This is a genomic window from Hymenobacter sp. BT559 (assembly GCF_016427535.1).
Taxonomy (GTDB): domain Bacteria; phylum Bacteroidota; class Bacteroidia; order Cytophagales; family Hymenobacteraceae; genus Hymenobacter.
Genome location: NZ_JAELXV010000003.1, coordinates 171,830 through 187,972, shown reverse-complemented (window position 1 = coordinate 187,972; position 16,143 = coordinate 171,830). Strand labels below are relative to the sequence as shown.

Annotated in this window: 15 protein-coding genes; 4 read left to right on the top strand and 11 right to left on the bottom strand. The window is 59.3% G+C overall.

Translation table 11 applies throughout. The features are described from left to right. The first annotated feature begins 84 nt into the window (after window positions 1-84). Entirely contained in the window at window positions 85-930 is an 846-nt protein-coding gene (gene panC, locus JAO77_RS11630; protein ID WP_198990550.1) for a pantoate--beta-alanine ligase, read from the top strand. A 79-nt stretch (window positions 931-1,009) separates the two neighbouring features. Here the strand turns inward: panC and JAO77_RS11625 are convergent, their stop codons facing one another. Then, window positions 1,010-2,023 carry a sugar phosphate nucleotidyltransferase gene (locus tag JAO77_RS11625; RefSeq protein ID WP_144845960.1) on the bottom strand — a complete coding sequence of 338 codons (1,014 nt, stop codon included), beginning with the start codon at window positions 2,021-2,023 and terminating at the stop codon, window positions 1,010-1,012. A gap of 199 nt (window positions 2,024-2,222) precedes the next feature. Between JAO77_RS11625 and JAO77_RS11620 the strand changes: the two genes are divergently transcribed. From JAO77_RS11620 to JAO77_RS11610, 3 genes are all read left to right on the top strand, one after another. After that, the gene (locus JAO77_RS11620; RefSeq protein ID WP_144845958.1) at window positions 2,223-2,801 is read left to right on the top strand and encodes a LemA family protein; all 579 of its coding nucleotides are present in this window, start codon (window positions 2,223-2,225) and stop codon (window positions 2,799-2,801) included. A 107-nt stretch (window positions 2,802-2,908) separates the two neighbouring features. Further along, a complete protein-coding gene (locus JAO77_RS11615) occupies window positions 2,909-3,373 on the top strand; it encodes a TPM domain-containing protein (protein WP_198990549.1) in 465 nt (154 codons plus the stop codon). Beyond that, window positions 3,370-4,221 (top strand): TPM domain-containing protein, encoded by an 852-nt coding sequence (locus tag JAO77_RS11610; RefSeq protein WP_198990548.1) that lies wholly within the window; start codon window positions 3,370-3,372, stop codon window positions 4,219-4,221. The genes JAO77_RS11615 and JAO77_RS11610 overlap by 4 nt, the downstream gene beginning before the upstream one ends. An 88-nt stretch (window positions 4,222-4,309) precedes the next feature. Here JAO77_RS11610 and JAO77_RS11605 read toward each other — a convergent pair whose 3' ends face one another. The 10 genes from JAO77_RS11605 to lptC form a co-directional block, all read right to left on the bottom strand. Further along, the gene (locus tag JAO77_RS11605) at window positions 4,310-4,927 is read right to left on the bottom strand and encodes a 3'-5' exonuclease family protein (protein WP_198990547.1); all 618 of its coding nucleotides are present in this window, start codon (window positions 4,925-4,927) and stop codon (window positions 4,310-4,312) included. Window positions 4,928-5,026: 99 nt separating this feature from the next. Further along, window positions 5,027-6,916 carry a single-stranded-DNA-specific exonuclease RecJ gene (locus JAO77_RS11600; protein WP_198990546.1) on the bottom strand — a complete coding sequence of 630 codons (1,890 nt, stop codon included), beginning with the start codon at window positions 6,914-6,916 and terminating at the stop codon, window positions 5,027-5,029. 291 nt (window positions 6,917-7,207) lie between these two features. Then, a complete protein-coding gene (locus JAO77_RS11595; protein ID WP_198990545.1) occupies window positions 7,208-8,419 on the bottom strand; it encodes a glycosyltransferase family 9 protein in 1,212 nt (403 codons plus the stop codon). Window positions 8,420-8,436: 17 nt separating this feature from the next. After that, complete coding sequence (locus JAO77_RS11590; RefSeq protein ID WP_198990544.1) at window positions 8,437-9,381, bottom strand: O-antigen ligase family protein; 945 nt, start codon at window positions 9,379-9,381, stop codon at window positions 8,437-8,439. Window positions 9,382-9,793: 412 nt separating this feature from the next. After that, window positions 9,794-10,456, bottom strand: a complete 663-nt coding sequence (locus JAO77_RS11585; RefSeq protein WP_198990543.1) for an FkbM family methyltransferase — start codon at window positions 10,454-10,456, stop codon at window positions 9,794-9,796. Window positions 10,457-10,601: 145 nt separating this feature from the next. Continuing rightward, window positions 10,602-12,458, bottom strand: coding sequence for a tetratricopeptide repeat protein (locus JAO77_RS11580; RefSeq protein WP_235998387.1), 1,857 nt, complete (start codon window positions 12,456-12,458; stop codon window positions 10,602-10,604). Between the two features lie 109 nt (window positions 12,459-12,567). Continuing rightward, entirely contained in the window at window positions 12,568-12,852 is a 285-nt protein-coding gene (locus JAO77_RS11575; protein WP_198990542.1) for a hypothetical protein, read from the bottom strand. Window positions 12,853-12,970: 118 nt separating this feature from the next. Further along, window positions 12,971-15,103 carry a peptidylprolyl isomerase gene (locus tag JAO77_RS11570; protein WP_198990541.1) on the bottom strand — a complete coding sequence of 711 codons (2,133 nt, stop codon included), beginning with the start codon at window positions 15,101-15,103 and terminating at the stop codon, window positions 12,971-12,973. A 193-nt stretch (window positions 15,104-15,296) separates the two neighbouring features. Continuing rightward, complete coding sequence (locus JAO77_RS11565; protein WP_198990540.1) at window positions 15,297-15,563, bottom strand: hypothetical protein; 267 nt, start codon at window positions 15,561-15,563, stop codon at window positions 15,297-15,299. Between the two features lie 5 nt (window positions 15,564-15,568). After that, window positions 15,569-16,141 carry an LPS export ABC transporter periplasmic protein LptC gene (gene lptC, locus JAO77_RS11560; protein WP_198990539.1) on the bottom strand — a complete coding sequence of 191 codons (573 nt, stop codon included), beginning with the start codon at window positions 16,139-16,141 and terminating at the stop codon, window positions 15,569-15,571. Window positions 16,142-16,143: the final 2 nt, after the last annotated feature.

Sequence of the window (16,143 nt, the reverse complement as noted above, 5' to 3'; positions counted from 1 at the left end):
AGGCTTGGCTACACAAAATTACGCATTTTTTAGCGAAAAATCAATAAAATTCATTCAAACCTCGCTTTTAGGCTATACTAAGGAATGTTAATTTTTACTACCGCCGCCGAGCTGCGCGCCTACGCCGAGCAGGCCCGCGCTGCTGGCCGGCGCCTAGGGCTGGTACCCACGATGGGCGCCCTGCACGAGGGCCACTTGCAGCTGGTGCGCGCCGCGGCCCAGGCCTGCGACGAAGTCATTGCGTCAGTGTTCGTTAACCCCACCCAGTTTAATAACCCCGACGACCTACGCCTCTACCCGCGCCTCCCCGAGCAAGATGCGGCGGCCCTGGCCCCGGCCGGCTGCACAGTGCTATTTATGCCCACCGTGAGCGAAGTCTATCCGCAGCCCGCGGTGTTGCGCTTCGATTTTGGCGCGCTAGAGCAAGTGATGGAAGGCGCGCACCGGCCCGGCCACTTCAACGGCGTGGCCACGGTGGTGAGCAAGCTCTTTCACCTGGCCCGGCCGCACGTGGCGTATTTTGGGCAGAAGGACTTTCAGCAGGTCGCCATTGTGCGGCAGCTGATTGCCGACCTCTCGTTCGACCTAAAACTAGTTGTTTTTCCGACGGTGCGGGAGGTTGATGGCTTAGCCATGTCATCGCGCAATGCGCGGCTATCGCCCGCGGCGCGGGCGGTGGCTCCCTTACTCTACCAGGTATTGCAGCAGGCGGCGACGCAGGTGCGCCTAGGGGTGCCGCCCGCCCAGGTACAGCAGCAAGCGCTGGCAGCGCTGGCGCAAGAGTCTGCCTTCATCCCCGAGTATATCGAAGTAGCCGATGCGCACTCCTTGCAGCCGATAACTAGCTACGAAGCCGGCCGGCCTGTGGTGCTGTGCGTGGCCGCCCACCTAGGGGGCGTGCGGCTGATTGATAACATGGTAGTAGAATAGCTACTGAGCATAAAAGGGAAAGGGCGTACTATCGAATTTGATAGTACGCCCTTTCCCTTTTATGCTCAGTAGCTATTCGTTAGCTCCGAGCCTGGCTATAATCAATCTCCGTATTGTCGCCTAGGTTGAGGCTGTGGTTGAGGCCACGGAACGAGGCATCGGAGCCTACAATGCAATCGTGCATCACGGCCGAGCTAAGTTCGCTGTAGGAGCCGATTATGCTATCGCTGACAATGGTGTGCCGGATGATAGTGCCCTCGCCTATGGCCACATTGGGGCCGATAATGGAGTGGGCAATGCGGCAGCCAGCACCAATGCTCACGGGCGGAATTACGACGGTATCAGTGAAGTCGGGGTATTCGCGGGCGGTGTAAAACTCGGGTTGGTCGAGTAGGCGGGCGTTGGCTTCGAGCAGCGTTTCCTTGCGGCCGCAGTCAAACCAGTTGTCTACGGCGGCGGGGCGCATCACTTCGCCTTCCTCGATGAGGTGCATGAGGGCGTCGGTGAGCTGAAACTCCTCGTGAGTGCGCTGGTCGGTGGCAATAAGCCACTCTAGGGCCTCGGCCAGCTTTTCGGCGTTGGCAATCTTGTAGAGACCCACCAGGGCGTAGTTTGACTTCGGGATGCGGGGTTTTTCGACCACGCGGTTTACCTGGCCATCGGCGCCAGTCTCTACAATGCCGAAGAGGCTAGGCGTTTTTACTTCCTTCACGGCCAAGATGGTGCCGGGCTGGGCTAGCAGGGCGGGCAGGTCTACATCAACGATGGTATCGCCAAGCAGGATGAGCACGCCGTCAGTATCGTGCCGAAAGGTCTCACGGGCCATGTACAGCGCATGGCCTAAGCCCTCACGCGGCGACTGCACCACGAAGGTGGCGTTGAGGTCGGGGTAGTGCTCGCGCACGTACTGCTCGATTTTTTCGCCTAGGTAGCCAATAATGAACACGTACTCGGTAAGGCCCGCCGCCTTCAGCCGGTCGATGATGTGGCCTAAAATGGTATTGCCAGCCACCGGCACCAGGCTTTTGGGCTGCGTGTGGGTGTGGGGGCGCAGGCGCGAGCCGATGCCGGCAACAGGAATAATGGCTTTCATGTAGCTAAAGGTAAGGGCGAGGGCGCAGGCGCGAGCAGGATACCGAACAGACTATACAACCGTGGCGGGGCGCGTGCGTATTTTGCCCCGGTCGGGCCACTAACCGCTAACTGGCGGTAGTGGTTGCGGCAATACGCTTCTTATTTCTCACCGCCGGACCTCAAAACTAATGGCCGGCTTTCAGAAACCCTAACCCCTTATGAAACGCCTTCTTCTCTATTTCGCCGCGATGGTTACGCTCCTCTCGCAGTCATCGTGCGGCTACAATGGCATGGTGCAGCGCGACCAAGCTGTGAAAGCCCAAACCGGTAACGTACAAAGCGCCTACCAGCGCCGGGCTGACTTAATTCCGAACCTAGTAAACACGGTAAAAGGTGCCGCTAAGCAGGAGCAAGCCACGCTGACCAGCGTGATGGAAGCCCGCGCAAAAGCTACCAGCGTGCAACTCAACGCCAACGACCTCACTCCCGAAAACATTGAGAAGTTTCAGGCCGCGCAGGGACAGCTTTCGGCTGGCCTAGGTCGCCTGCTGGCCGTGAGCGAGAACTATCCTGAACTGAAGACTAATGCCAACTTCCAGGAGCTGCAAGCGCAGATTGAGGGCACGGAAAACCGTATCAACGTAGAGCGCAACAAGTTCAACACCGTTACCAATGACTACAACGGTTTTATCAAGTCGTTCCCCAATAACCTGTTTGCGGGCATGTTCGGCTTTAAGGAAGCGCCTTACTTCAAGGCAGCCGAAGGGTCTGAAAAAGCGCCTACCGTTCAGTTCTAATTGAGTTTTGAAGGTTGAGTTTTGGGTTTTGAGGTGGCCGCTTATCCATTTAGTGGGCCATAGGTCAGAACTCAAAACTCATACCTCTCAGCTCTTACCCTACGAAAATGACCCACCCTCTCACCCCGGCTCAGGAAGAAGCGCTGGTGACTGCTATCAAGCAGGCCGAGCTGCGCACGTCGGGCGAAATAAGACTGCACCTAGAGGAAAAATGCCCTACGCCTGAGCCCTTGGACCGGGCGGCACAGGTATTTGCCGAGCTCAAAATGCACCAGACAAAGCTGCGCAATGGGGTCTTGTTTTACCTGGCTTGGCAGAGCCGGCAGTTCGCCGTGGTCGGCGATGCGGGCATCAACTCCACGGTGCCCGACGAGTTTTGGGAGGACGTGAAGGAAATGGTAGTGGGTCACTTTCGGCAAGAGCAATACGTGCTGGGCCTAGAGCGCGGCATTCGGCTGGTGGGGGAACAGCTGCAACAGTTTTTCCCCTACGATGCCGCCACCGATATAAACGAGCTGGACGACACTATCTCTTACGGGGACGATGCGCCCCCTTCGCCGCCCCGCCGATGAACCAATCTTTTCTAGAATTTCCTAAAAAACCTTCTCCCCTACACCAAGCGGCTACCAGCTACTGGCGCGGCCTACTTGGCCTGCTGCTGTGGCTGAGCCTAGGGCTGGCGGCGCGGGCCCAGCAAGTACCGCCCCCCCCTAGCCCACCTCGCCTGGTAAACGACCTAGCGCAGGTGCTGCAGCCGCAGGAGGTGGCTGCCTTGGAGCAGAAGCTGGTTAGCTACAACGATAGTACGACCTCGCAGATAGCGGTGGTCACGGTGCCTACCCTAGGGGGCAATGACATTGCCGACTATGCCCAAAAGCTGTATGAAAGCTGGGGTATCGGCTCGAAGAATAACAACAACGGCATCTTGGTGCTCGTGGCCATTCAGGAGCGCAAGGCCCGAATTCAGACGGGCTACGGCCTCGAAGGAGCGGTGCCCGACGCGCTGGCCAAGCGTATTATCAGCAATACGCTGGTGCCAGCTTTTCGCCAAAACCAGTATTACGCAGGTCTCGACCGGGCTACCGACCAGCTGATAGCCCTGGCCCGGGGCGAATACAAAGCTGATCCAGCCCAAGCGCCGCGTAGCCGCGGGCGCCGCGACCGCACCGGCTCGGGCGCAGGCTTCTGGATAATCATTGGCATCCTAGTCCTCGTCTTCTTGCTGCGCTCGCGTGGGGGCGGCGGGGGCCGGGGTGGGCGCGGCGGCTTGGGCGGTGGCTTCATGCCCCCTATCATCTTCGGCGATTTCTCGGGTGGCCGCGGAGTCTTCGGCGGGGGCGGGGGCGGCGGTGGAGGCGGCGGCTTTGGTGGCTTCGGCGGCGGCAGTAGCGGCGGCGGCGGTGCCAGCGGCAGCTGGTAGTTTCAATTAATAGTGAACAATGAGCAATGAACAGTGGGCACGCTATCTAATGAGTCAATCTGAACTCATTAGATAGCGTGCCCACTGTTCATTGCTCATTGTTCACTACTTTATAGGCCGGGTGCTCGTAGAAGGGCCGCAACAGACGTACTACCTCTAGGGCATCGGCGAGGGCCTCGTGGGCTACGTGGGGCTCAGCATCGCCGGCGCGCGCCTGGCAGATGAGCATGGTGGGCAGGCGCGAGTCTTTGTGCCAGTTGAGGTAAAAGGCGGCGGGGTCCAGCACAGCAGGTTCGGCTTTGAGCAGGGTACTCCAGCCGGGCAGTTGGCGTAAGAAAAGCAGGTCGAACGTAGCGAAGTTTTTACCCGCCATCACCACGCTTAGACAATCCTTTTTGTTAGGCCGAAAGCCATTAGCTAGCAAAAACTCGCGCAGCTGCGGCAGCAGCTCGTCGGGCCGGCAGATGTCGGGCGCGGTTAGCTTGGTTTTATCGGCTAGCTCACGCAGCAGCCCCGCATTGAGGGCTAGGGCGCCTGCCGTACCGCAGATTTCGGGGTGGCGCACGGCGCGGCGGAAGGCCGGCAGCTCAGCCAGGGGCGTGGCGGCGGCCCGCTTGGTATCCTCTACTACGGCAGCCAGCTCCAGCACCTGGTGGCGCAGGGGGTCGGGACCGCTCATTTCGAGGTCGATGGAAACGTAACGCATTTTTTGGCTGCTAGCTTTTGGCTGTTAGCTACTAGCTTTTCTCACCTACGCAGGAGAGGCGGCGAGTAGCTAGCAACCGGAAGCTAGCAGCGCAAAAAACTACTCCCAGCGCAGGTCTAGCAAGCGCAACTGCAAGGTGCGTTGCCCCCGAAACTCGTTCATCTCTAGGATGTAGCACGCACTTAGCGGCGCATCAGGTGTTTCGAGCAGGCGCGGCAGGTAGTGCCCTAGGCCGAAGCCAATGGCTTCTAGCACCACGCCCGGCGACTGCTCGGGCTGCATCAGGCGCATTTTGAGGTGGCCGGCCTGGCCTACTGGCCGCACCGATGCCGGTACTGCCCGCAAGTCGGCACTAGCGAACACGGGTGCGGGGTTGCCGGGCCCATAGGGCTCCAGGCGTTGCAATTCGGCTAAAAAGTCAGTGGTGAGGTGCGTAAAATCTAGCCATGAATCGATATCTACGGGCCGTACGGGCTGCTGGCCAGCCGGCACGCGGGCGGCCACCTCGCGCATAAACTGCGCCTTAAAAGCCGGTAGGTTTTCGACGGGCAGCGTGAGGCCGGCCGCCGCCCGGTGCCCGCCAAATTGACTCAGCAACGGCGCACAGGCTTCTAGCACCTCATGCACATCGAAGCCCGCGATGGAGCGCGACGAGCCAGTAGCCATGCCATCCTTCTCAGTGAGAATAACAGTAGGCCGGTAGTATTGGTCGAGGCAGCGCGAAGCCACGATGCCCAGCACGCCCTGCGGCCAGTGCGGCTGAAAGAGCACTGTGGCGGGTGCCGTGGCGCCCTCAGGGTCTTCGGCAATCATGGCCAGCGCCTCTTGGGTGGTGCGCGCATCCGAGAGGCGCCGCTCCTGGTTCATGTGGTCGACTACCTCGGCCGTGTAGCGTGCCTCCTGCTGCGTGGGGGCCAGCAGCATGTTCACGGCGCGGTGGGCATCGCCCATGCGCCCAGCGGCGTTGATGCGCGGCGCAAACCCAAACACCAGCGAACTCAAGCTCAGTGGGCCCTGGCGAGGGGCAGCCAGCTCGTGCAAGGCCGCTAGGCCGGGGCGGAGGCCTTCGCTTGGTAGGTGGGCCGAGGAGGGCGCCTGCGCTGGGCGCGGCGCCGGGCCATCGAGCGTGTCGGCAGCCGTTTGGGCTACTTGGGGCGTAGCGGCCTGGGCCGCCGCGGCAGCCTGCGTCACGTTGAAGCGGCGCAGGCCGTGGGCAGCCAGCACACGGTTTTCACCCGTCACGGGCACTACATCGGCGGCAATGCTCACCGTCACGAGGTCGAGCTGCGCATAGAGCGGGGCGGTAGGCAGCCCTAGGCGCTCGGTGAGGCCTTGCAAGAGCTTAAAGCCTACTCCGCAGCCCGATAGGTCGGGATAGGGGTAGTTGCAATCGGCCCGCTTGGGGTCGAGCACGGCCACGGCGGCCGGCAGCTCTTCGCCGGGCAAGTGGTGGTCGCAGATGATAAAATCGAGCCCTAGGTCGTTGGCGTGGGCTACCTGCTCTACAGCCTTCACGCCACAGTCAAGGGCAATAACCAGCGTAAAACCGTGGGCTTTGGCAAAGTCGACGGCCTGCATCGAGATGCCGTAGCCCTCGCGGTGCCGGTCGGGGATATAGGGCTGAAAGCGGCTCTTCTCTTCGGGCAAGTCGAGGGCTTCGGCTAGTGGCCGCAAGTAGCTCACTACCAAGGCTACCGAGGTAATGCCATCCACATCGTAGTCGCCCAGCACCAGAATTTTTTCGCCGTTCTGCAGGGCGCGCATTACCCGGGCCACGGCCACGTCCATGTCACACATCAGCCAGGGCGAGGGCAAATCGGCCAGCTTAGGGTCGAAAAACTCTTGTGCCGCCGCCGGCGTCACTATACCGCGCTGCACCAACAGCCGCGCTAACACTGGGCTGATACTCAGCGCCTCCCCTAAGCCGGCCACTGTCGCGGGGTCGGGGTCGGGGGCAAATATCCAGCGCTTGAGAGGAATAACAGGCATTAATAAATAGAACAAGAATAGCCTCAAAAGTACGCAAAAATTAGCCGCCGTACCTTCGCTCGCTCCTTTGCCCCTGCTTATGAGCCGCCTCCGCGAGTTTTACCAGCGCTACCGCCAATATATTTTATCCGATGGCCTGATGTACGTGGTGTTCATTGTGGTACTGGCGCTAATGTTTGCTTTTTTCGGCTAGTTTTCCCGTGCCTCCTAGGTGCTGCTTTCACCTATTTGCAGCCGTAAGCGGCAATGGGGCCACCTAGGGATGCTTTGAGCCTAGTTTACTACCATTGCTCAGGGTAGCAGTTGCTGCGCGGCCAGTAGCACCCGCTCCACCGGAATTTTATCAATCAATGGGTCGCGAGGAGGCGGGCTGAACTCACCGCGGGCGAACCGCTCTTCTTGGCTAGGCGGAAACAGGCATTGGCAAGGTGCCCGTAGCAAAGCGGGGGGATAGGGAAAAAACTTGCCGTAGTTCTCCCCCATTAGCAGCACCAAACAGGGCGTACCGGCTTGCACGGCCAGGTGGGCGGCCACCGTATCGTTGCTGATGACCAGTTGCGCCGCGGCCAGCAGCGCGGCTAGCCCTGGCAGGTCCGTTTTGCCACACTGGTTTTCGAGCGGCACGGTAGGCCCAGCTGCTCGCAGTAGCTGCTGAGCTAGCTTATCGTCGGCGGCGCTACCAGCAATAACTAGCCGGTAGTGGGTGCCATAGTGCTGGTGCAGCTGTTGAGCCAGCTTCGCAAAAGCAGCCGGCGGCCACCTTTTTTGGCGGGCGCTGGCACCGGGAAACAACACTAGGTAGGGCGCGGTAGTATCTGCCAGCTGGCGGGCGGCCTCGTGCACCGCAGGGGGCAGGGCCAGCGGCGCTATTTCGATAGTAGCTGGCGGCACGCTTGGACCCGCTGCCAATTGCTGCCAATTCTCAAAAAATTCGCGGTTGCGGTCGTACTCGAAGAGCACGGCCCGAGTGCTAGGCAGCAGGTGCGAGTAGTTAGCATTGAGCAACGACAACCACTCGCCGACCTGGTGCGCCCCTTCGCTGGCTACGCGAACGGGCGCCTGCAGAAATCGAATAAAATTTTCGACGGTGGGCTCGCGCACATGCAGCGGATAGATGACTTCACCAAAGCCTTTCTCGCCCAGCTTTTGCACTAGTTGGCTTCGGTACGATAGGTCTTTGGTGAAAGCCCCAAAGTCTACGGCTATTATTTCTTCGCACCACTCGCCATCCCAGGCCTGCGCCAGCGGCGCCCACACCCGATTGGCGAGCAGGGTAAGTCGTTGCCCCCGAGCGCGCAGCACGCCGCTGAGTTGGCGCAGCCAGGGGCGATACAGCAGGTAGTCGCCTATCGAGTCGTTGCGCACCACAAGCACGCGCGCTCGTTGCGGCGAGGCCTGGGTGCTCAGCGCCGCCGCATCGGCCGTGCTGAGGGCTGCCATGAGGCGCTCGGCGCGGCGGGCCCGGTAAGCCAGCCGAATACGCGTGAGGAAAGAGCTAAGCATAAACTTGACCTAGGGCTTTATTCCCTAGCCAACCGGGCGGCAGAGTGGCTTGGAGCAGTGGGAATGAGCGCTAGCAAAATGAAGAAAATACCCGTCAGTAGCCCAATCTGGGTCTCGAGGGTGTATTCTGCCAGAAAGGAGAGGGATACTATTGTATAAATTAGAATCAGCACCATGTTTTTAGTGCGCACGCCAATCCATAAGGGATAATAGAAGGCAATTAGAAACACCAAAAGGCCTAGTAGGCCATACGCTGCCAGATTATATAAAAATTGATTGTGCGGCAGCAGATAATGCGCAACTTCTATCTGCGGATACATATAGCTATATTGGCTGGCAACGGCTTCGTCGAGCTTTATTTTGCTTACTCCTGCCAGTGGATGTTCGCCAACAAGCACCCATGCTACCTTATAGGAATAAAAGCGAGCCGTAATAGAGTAATTATTTGCCGCGTCCGTCAAGTCCATAAGTCCGGCATCGTAACGCGTATTAATAATTCGAATCTGCAGCGTCGGAAATAATTGCAAGGAAATACCCGCGAGCACTGCTAATGAAGCGACTAATAACAGCAGCGTTTTCCGGTGCTTGGGCTGCCACGCCAGCCACCCAAGCAGTAGTACCCCGCCCGCATACATGGTCAGTAGGCCGCTGCGCACCGCTAGCAAATGCTGAAAGACGAACAGCAGCAGCACCGCCCCTCCCACTGGCCAGCGCCAGCTAAGAGGCAGCGCCTTCTGGACCAGCAGCATGGTGCCTACCAGCACGGACATACTGATTAACAGGCTAAACCGAATATAATCCGGGACGGTTGGCATCACCTGCGAGCGCATGTAGGCATCGTCAATTTGCTCGTAGTGAATAAAATAATTAATAGTGCTACCAAGCGCAGAGAGCAGGCAGCAGCCAATGAGCACCACCCACAGCACAGTGCGCTGCCGCTCGGGCCAAGTAGGTAGCAGCAAGAAAGAGAGCGGGAGCAACAGCAGCGGCAGCTGCAACACCAGGTCTTGCAGCAGTAGCGCGCCCGAGCCTCCGGCAAAGAGGCAGGCCCAAACTCCAGTGGCGGCGTGCAACAGGTAGATGAGCCCGAAGCTCAGCAGCACCGGCCAGTGTGCTCGCTGGGCAATGCGCTTGTGCGTGATGCTATAGCCAATGCTCGTCAGAAACAGACCCGCAATACCAATGCTAGGTAGTATTCTAATGAAAGCAGACAGGAATATCCCGGCTATTATCACTATCCCAAAAAACACGCTTAATTTACGTACCCTAGCTTCCGAAAAGAAAGTCCACATTTATTGCTCGCGACTAAAATCCAGAAACCAGGCTAAAAGAACGACGGCATTCTTTTGTAGCGCGTTCGTTAATTGGCCTAGGTTATTTCTTTTTGAAAATTCGCTTAAACTTCTTCCAACGAATTAATAATTCCACGCGCTTCGTGGCGAGCTTGTCGAAGAGGCTAACGGGAAAAAGTCCTTCCTTTATAAAAACGCTATCACTGCCATCCTTATACCATAGGGTATAGTTATGCTGCGCCAGCCAAGCTGTTATTTCCGTCAGGAAAGGATTGGTGTAGTATTTACCGTGCGTTTCGATAGATAATACCTTGGGCGAGCTTACTAGGTGCTTCAATACGTACCACTCGCCGCCCTCGATGTCAATGCTGAGCAGGTCGATGGTGCCGTCGTCAATGGTTGAAAACTGCACACAGGGCACCTCGAAGGTCGTGGCCTCACTCACGTGGTAGCGGTCGTTTTCGAGGGCTGGGCTGGTGGGCAGCTCGGTGGCAAACGTGGAAGAGGCCGCTTTAGACAGCTTTAGCGTGCCGTTGGTATCCCACACGGCCACCGGGTGCAGGTCGATGTTTTTGGTGGCAAAGGCGGCCTTTATCTTCTTCGCTACGTCGGGGTCGGCTTCTACCAGGGTCGCCCGCACGCCGTTGTTGATGAAGTCGAGAATGTTGGAAGTCTCCGGGATGTAAACGCCAACCTCACACACATGGCTAAAAGTGAGGCCGCGCGCCCGAAGCTTTTGGTACATTAAACTCATGGTAGAAGGGGTAGGTATTATGCTCGACAATGCCTCGCCGCGCTAGCTGGGCAGCACGGGCCGCGGCTGGCACCGGCACGAAGGTAAGGCCAGAAGAACGGCCCACGCCCGGCCCCTAGCCTACCCGCGGCGGCACCTACTGCACCGCATCGCCGCGCAGGCGGCGGAAGCGCTTGCGGGCCTCGGCCACGTAGATGCTGCCGGGGTATTTGGTGAGCAGTTGCTGGTAAAGGGTTTGCGCCTGGGCTTTGTCCTTCACGTCCTCTTCCTGAATGCGGGCCAATAAGAACAGCGCGTCGTCGCTCAGCACGTCGTATTTGGGATTGTCGGTGAGGAGCTTGAGGGTGGCCACGGCCCCGGGCAGGTCGCCGGTGCGGCGCTGGAGCTGGGCTTTTAAGTACAGCGCGTCGTCGGTGAGGGCGTGTCCGGGATAGCTGCGCAGCAGGTTGTCGAGGCCAGTTTTGGCCTCAGCGAGCTTGTTTTGGAATACCAGCTCCTCTACCGCGGCGTAGGCCTTCAGGCCGGTGCCTAGGGTGTCCTCAGCTGTGTTTTCCTGGATGAGCAGCGAGAGCTGCATGGCGTCGTTGGCGATTTCGCGGGTGGTGGCCTCCTTGAGAATATCGAGGTGACTTTGAGCCAGCTTAAAGTCGCCGGCAAAGTAGCTCAGGCGGGCGTTGCGCAGCTTGGCTTCGTAGCCTAGGGGCGCTTCGGGATGCGCTTTCTCCACCTGCGAATAGAGCAGCGTGGCTTCCCAGGGCTCGCCCTTCAGCAAGTACAAGTCCCCTAGGGTGGTCTTGGCTTCGTCTACTACGTCCGCACTGGCGCGCGGCATGGCGATAACTTCTTGCAAGAGGCTCATGGCCTTGGCTCTGTTGTCCAGCGAAAACGCGTAGAGGTCGGCCAGGCTGCGAATGACCGGGGCCGTGTCGGGCGTGCGGCCCAGCTCAGTCAGTAGGCTCTCGTACTCGGTAGCCAGGGCGCGCACCTTGGCCTGGTCTACGGGGTACGTGTCGCGCACCTGCGCCTCACGGGCTTGCAGCAGGCGCTGGCGAGCCAATTGGTAATACGGGCCCTGGCGATACTCGCGCACCACGTAGTCGTAAGCCGCAATGGCGCTTTCATGGTCCTTGTTGCGCTCGGCAATGCTACCGAGCTGCAGCACACGGCTACCCTTGGTGTTGCTGCGCCGGTCGAGGGCACGAGCCTGCACCAACGCGCCCGCAAAGTCGTGGCGCTGCACCTGCAGCCACAGCAGCAGCTCGCTGTAGGCACTTTGCTCGGGGTGCTCCTGCACGGCCGTCACCAACAGCTTATCGAGGGCGTTAAAGTCCTTTTCTTCGTGCAGCGCATTCTGCAGCATGTTGCGCACAAAAGGCAACTGCTGCTCGTCTTGCTGCACGAGGCGCAGGGTCTCGGCCAGTAGCTTGTCCTGCTGCTGGCTTTGGGTGTACAGCTGAATGAGCTGCGGCGCGTATTCCGAGCCGTTTTTGGCAAGCTCGCGCCCGCGCAGGTAAGTGCGCTCGACCCAGGCTGGCTGCTCGCGGCGCCCAAACTCGGCGGCTACTGGCGCCACCTGCGCAGGCGTGAGCTGGCTTAGTACGCGCTGGTACTGCTTGTCGGCCGCGGCCGCGTCGCCGCTGGCGGCGTAGAGGCCACCTAGGGCCACGCTATAGGTGCCTTCCTCGGGGTGCTGCTTAATGGCGCGCTTGGCAAGCTTCTCGGCGTCTTTATAGCGTTTCTGGGCTTGCAGGGCGGCCAGGTAATCGGGCAGCACGGCCGGGCTGGTTTGCTCGTCGGCCTTTAGCTGACTGAAGAGGAAAACGGCCTTTTCGTATTCGCCGCGGCGGGCGTAGTCTTTGGCCAGCGTGGCGCCGCTCACCGGGGCCCAGCTGCCGGGGCGCGGACCCCCTAGGGTAGGCTGGGCGCGCAAGGGAGCAGCCAGGGCCAGCCAGCCCAGCGGCAGCAGCAACGACAGTCGACGCATAGTTTTCATCTATCAAACCTAAGATAATTACCCTAAACGCCGCTGTTCAAGTACTTTGTTCAAACGCTGACCTCCGAGCCTTCCTTCTCGAATGCCAGCAGTTGCACCTATTGCTGCGCTAACGCGCCAGAGAGCCTAGCCAGAGCGACACTACTAGCACGGCTGAAGCCAAGAGTTCCGTCCTCAGGGTATGAAACGGCCGCTGGTGTACATAGCTGCCCACCATATTACAGCCGCCCACAGCCAGCAACAGGGCCAGCGGATACACAAAAGACTTCATCTCAACAGCCCAAGCGCTATGCCGGCCGAGACTCAGACCCAGCAAGAGCCCTAAGGCCAGTAGCAGCAAGCCCGGCAGCCCACGCTTGGTGAAGGAAAGAACTGGTTTCGACGACGTAGCCATAGCGAGCGGAACGAGCCTTAGGAAGCCCGCACAGCAAGATACAAGAAAAAGCGCCTGACCAAGTGGAGGCTACAGCCTCAGCACTTAGTCAGGCGCTACCCTAGGGGCCTCGCGGCGCTTAGAAGAACTTCGAGCGGTTATCCTTCACGTCGGCGTGGGCCTTAATGGCTTCGTAAATCAGGCCATCCTGGCGCTGCTGGCGCTGCTGCGCCAGCTGGGTGCGTAGGGTTTTCACGTCGCCGGGCGTGGCGGGCGGCGTTACGCTAGTGCCTTCTACTACCAGTACGCCTTGCTCGCCCTGGATGGGGGCCGACTTCTGGCCTGGCTTCAGGGCGAAGGCACGGCCGATAGCCTCGGGCTCGTAGCCCACGCTCGGGATGATACCCTGGCCCTGGGCCACGCCTTCGGCAGTTTGCACTTGGGCGCCGGTGCCGGCCAGCTTGGCTAGGTCTTCGAGCGAGCCGTTTTTGCCTTGCAGCTTGGCGATGATTTGCTTTGCCTTAAGCTCGTTGCGCACAGCAGCCGTCAGCTCGGGCTTGATGCTGGCTACGGTAGCCGTACCCTTCTCGCGGGTATCGGTGAGGGCCGCCAGGATGTGCTGGTCGCCGATGTCAAACAGCTGCACGTCGCCCACGTTGGTTTTGCTGCCATCCGGGCCGTAGCCGTAGGCCCAGCGTACAATTTCGCGGGCGTTGGGGAGGGTACCCAGCGAGCGGGCGTTGCGGTCTATGTACTTGGCTTCCTGCTTTTGTAGGGTCTTGTCTTTGGTCACAAGCTGGCGGAAAGCCTCCAGGTCGGGCGCGTCAGCTTTTAGCTGCTGGGCGCGGTCGTAGGTAGCATTCTGAGTGGCTTCGCTGGGCTGCACGGCCTTTACGATGGCGGCTAGCTGGTAGGTCTGGCTTGTCTTAGGCGCCGTTACCTTCACAATGTGGTAGCCAAAGTTGGTTTCTACCAGATTGGGCAGCAGGCCCGCCGAGCTGGTGGCAAACACAGCCTTGCTGAAGGCCGGTACCATACGGCTCTCGTCAAACCACCCTAGGTCGCCGCCCTGCTCCTTAGTGCCATCAGAGCCAAACTGACGCGCCATAGTAGCGAAGTCGGCCCCAGCTTTGATTTTGTTAAGGATGTCCTGCGCTTTGGCCTTGGCCGCAGCTTTAGCTTCGGGCGTTTCGGCCGTGGGCTTGATGAGGATGTGGCTGGCGCGAGCGGCGGGCTTGGCGCCGGCTTTCTCAGCCTGCACTTTGTACACCGAGTAGGTGCCGTTTTCGGCGTAGGGGCCGTACACCTGTCCTACCTTCAGCGGCAGCTGCTGGCGCAGCTTCTCGGGCAGGTCGGCGGGCGACAGGAAAGCGCGGTTGTAGGGGTGTTCGGGGTCGGTGTTTTGCTTGGCAAACAACGAGTCGTTGGGGGCCGTGCGGAACTGCTGAACCAGCGCATCCATGTTCTGGCGAATGGCAGCGCTGTCTTCCTTACTAGCTACCTCCGGGATAACGATGTACTCAATGCTGCGCCCATCTTCTACCTTGTAACGCCCCTTGTGGCGGTCGAGGTAGTCTTGCAGCTGGGCATCGGTGGGCTTCACGGCCGAGTCCGACACGCTGGTGTAGGGCACAAACAGGTAGCGGAAGCTAGCCTTTGCGTTTTGGGCCTCGTCGAAGCGCTTGGCTTCGGCCGAGGTCACGTACACCGAGTTTTTAAGCAGCGCCGTGTACTTAGTCAGCGGGCGGTCAAACTCACGGAGGCTAATTTCGAAATTGCGGAAAGCAGCCTGCGACTCGGGCGGTAGCTTATCGAGATTTTTGAGGTACTCGATGAGGCGCGTCTTGTCAAACTGCCCGGTCTGGGGGTCCGTAAAGGCTTGCTTCAGGCTGGGGCTGATGTTATCGCCCTGCACGAGGTCCACGATTTCGTTGTCGGAGGTTTGCAGGCCGAGCTTGTCGAACTCGGGCTGGTAGGCCCGGCGGGCCAGCAGCTGGTTCCAGGTTTGCTCGCGCAGGTAGCTTAGAGCCTGGTCATCGGGCGGGCGGCCCTGCTGCTGGGTAAAGTTTTGCTTGGCTTGCTCCAGGGCTGCCGTGAATTCGGGTAGCTCGATTTTCTCGCCGTTCACCTCCCCTACCATCTGCTCGTCGCGGCCAAACAGCCGGTTGCGTCCTCCAATCAGGTCGCCGCCCACGATAAATAGCAGCATCCCGATGGCGACGGCCCCGACGGCTACCCCCGATTTTTCCCGAATCGTGTTAATTAATGCCATTTATCAGTCTAAAAAATGTAGGCGCACCAGTCAAATGAGGCGCAAAATAACCACAATTTGCGCGAACTCCCAAGCTGAGCCGCTTGTCGGAAGGCCCTGATTGCCACCGAAAGTCCTAAAAGCACTAATGCGGCGGGCCCGAAAGCCTAGGTAAGACTTTCGGGCCCGCCGCACTACCCTGCTACTGCTTTTGCTAGCGCTTCCTCTTAGCCTTAGCGTTTTTCTTGTCCGCAGCCCGGTTGAGGGCGGCTACCTGCTTGGCCACCTCTATTTCCTTGGCCCGGCGGGCTTCCTGGCGGCGCCAGTATTGCAGCGGCAGCCAGCAGCTCAGCGATATCATGTATATCCAATAGTTGCCGGGCAAGTCATTCTCTAGTACCGTTTGGTAGGTGGCAATAATGAACGCAACGACCCCTAGGGAAAACAGGACGGTTTTGAGCAGCGACTTGTCAAACTTCATAACTTCTACTTGCCTTGCGCTTGCGCCTGGTCGAGCGTGAACGTACCCACCGGCCGGCGAATCTTGTAAAGCGAAAAATCTTCGTTGGCTTGCAGGCCGTAGCCGGTTAGTACCTCAGTGGGCGTTTGCACCCGCACAAACATGGCCGTATCGGTGTAGATTTTGTGCTTCAACTTATCGTAAAATAGCTCCTGTGTGGTCAGCGTCTGCTGCTGCGGCACGTTGGCTACGCGCACATCGCCGCGCATGGTGTAGAGCTGGCTGCTTTTCTCAACTTTAGCATACTTAGCCTCCAGCGTATTGATGACGAGCTTACCCGGCTTATCGTAAAAGGTCACTTTCACCTTTTTAGGGTACACCACATCGCCGTTCTCAAACTGCTGCTCGAGCGGCGCAGTGAGGCGCAGCTGCAAGCGGGCTGAGTCGCTCACTAGCGTTTCGACGTTGGTAGTTTCGGCGAGTGGACCCTTGTAGGTAACCGGGGCAATTTCAACCTCCTTCTCGCTGCAGCCTACCAGCGGCAGCATAGCCAGCAGGAGGCCAGTTGAGAGCAGGTGCCAACCACCTAGGAAGCCCATAG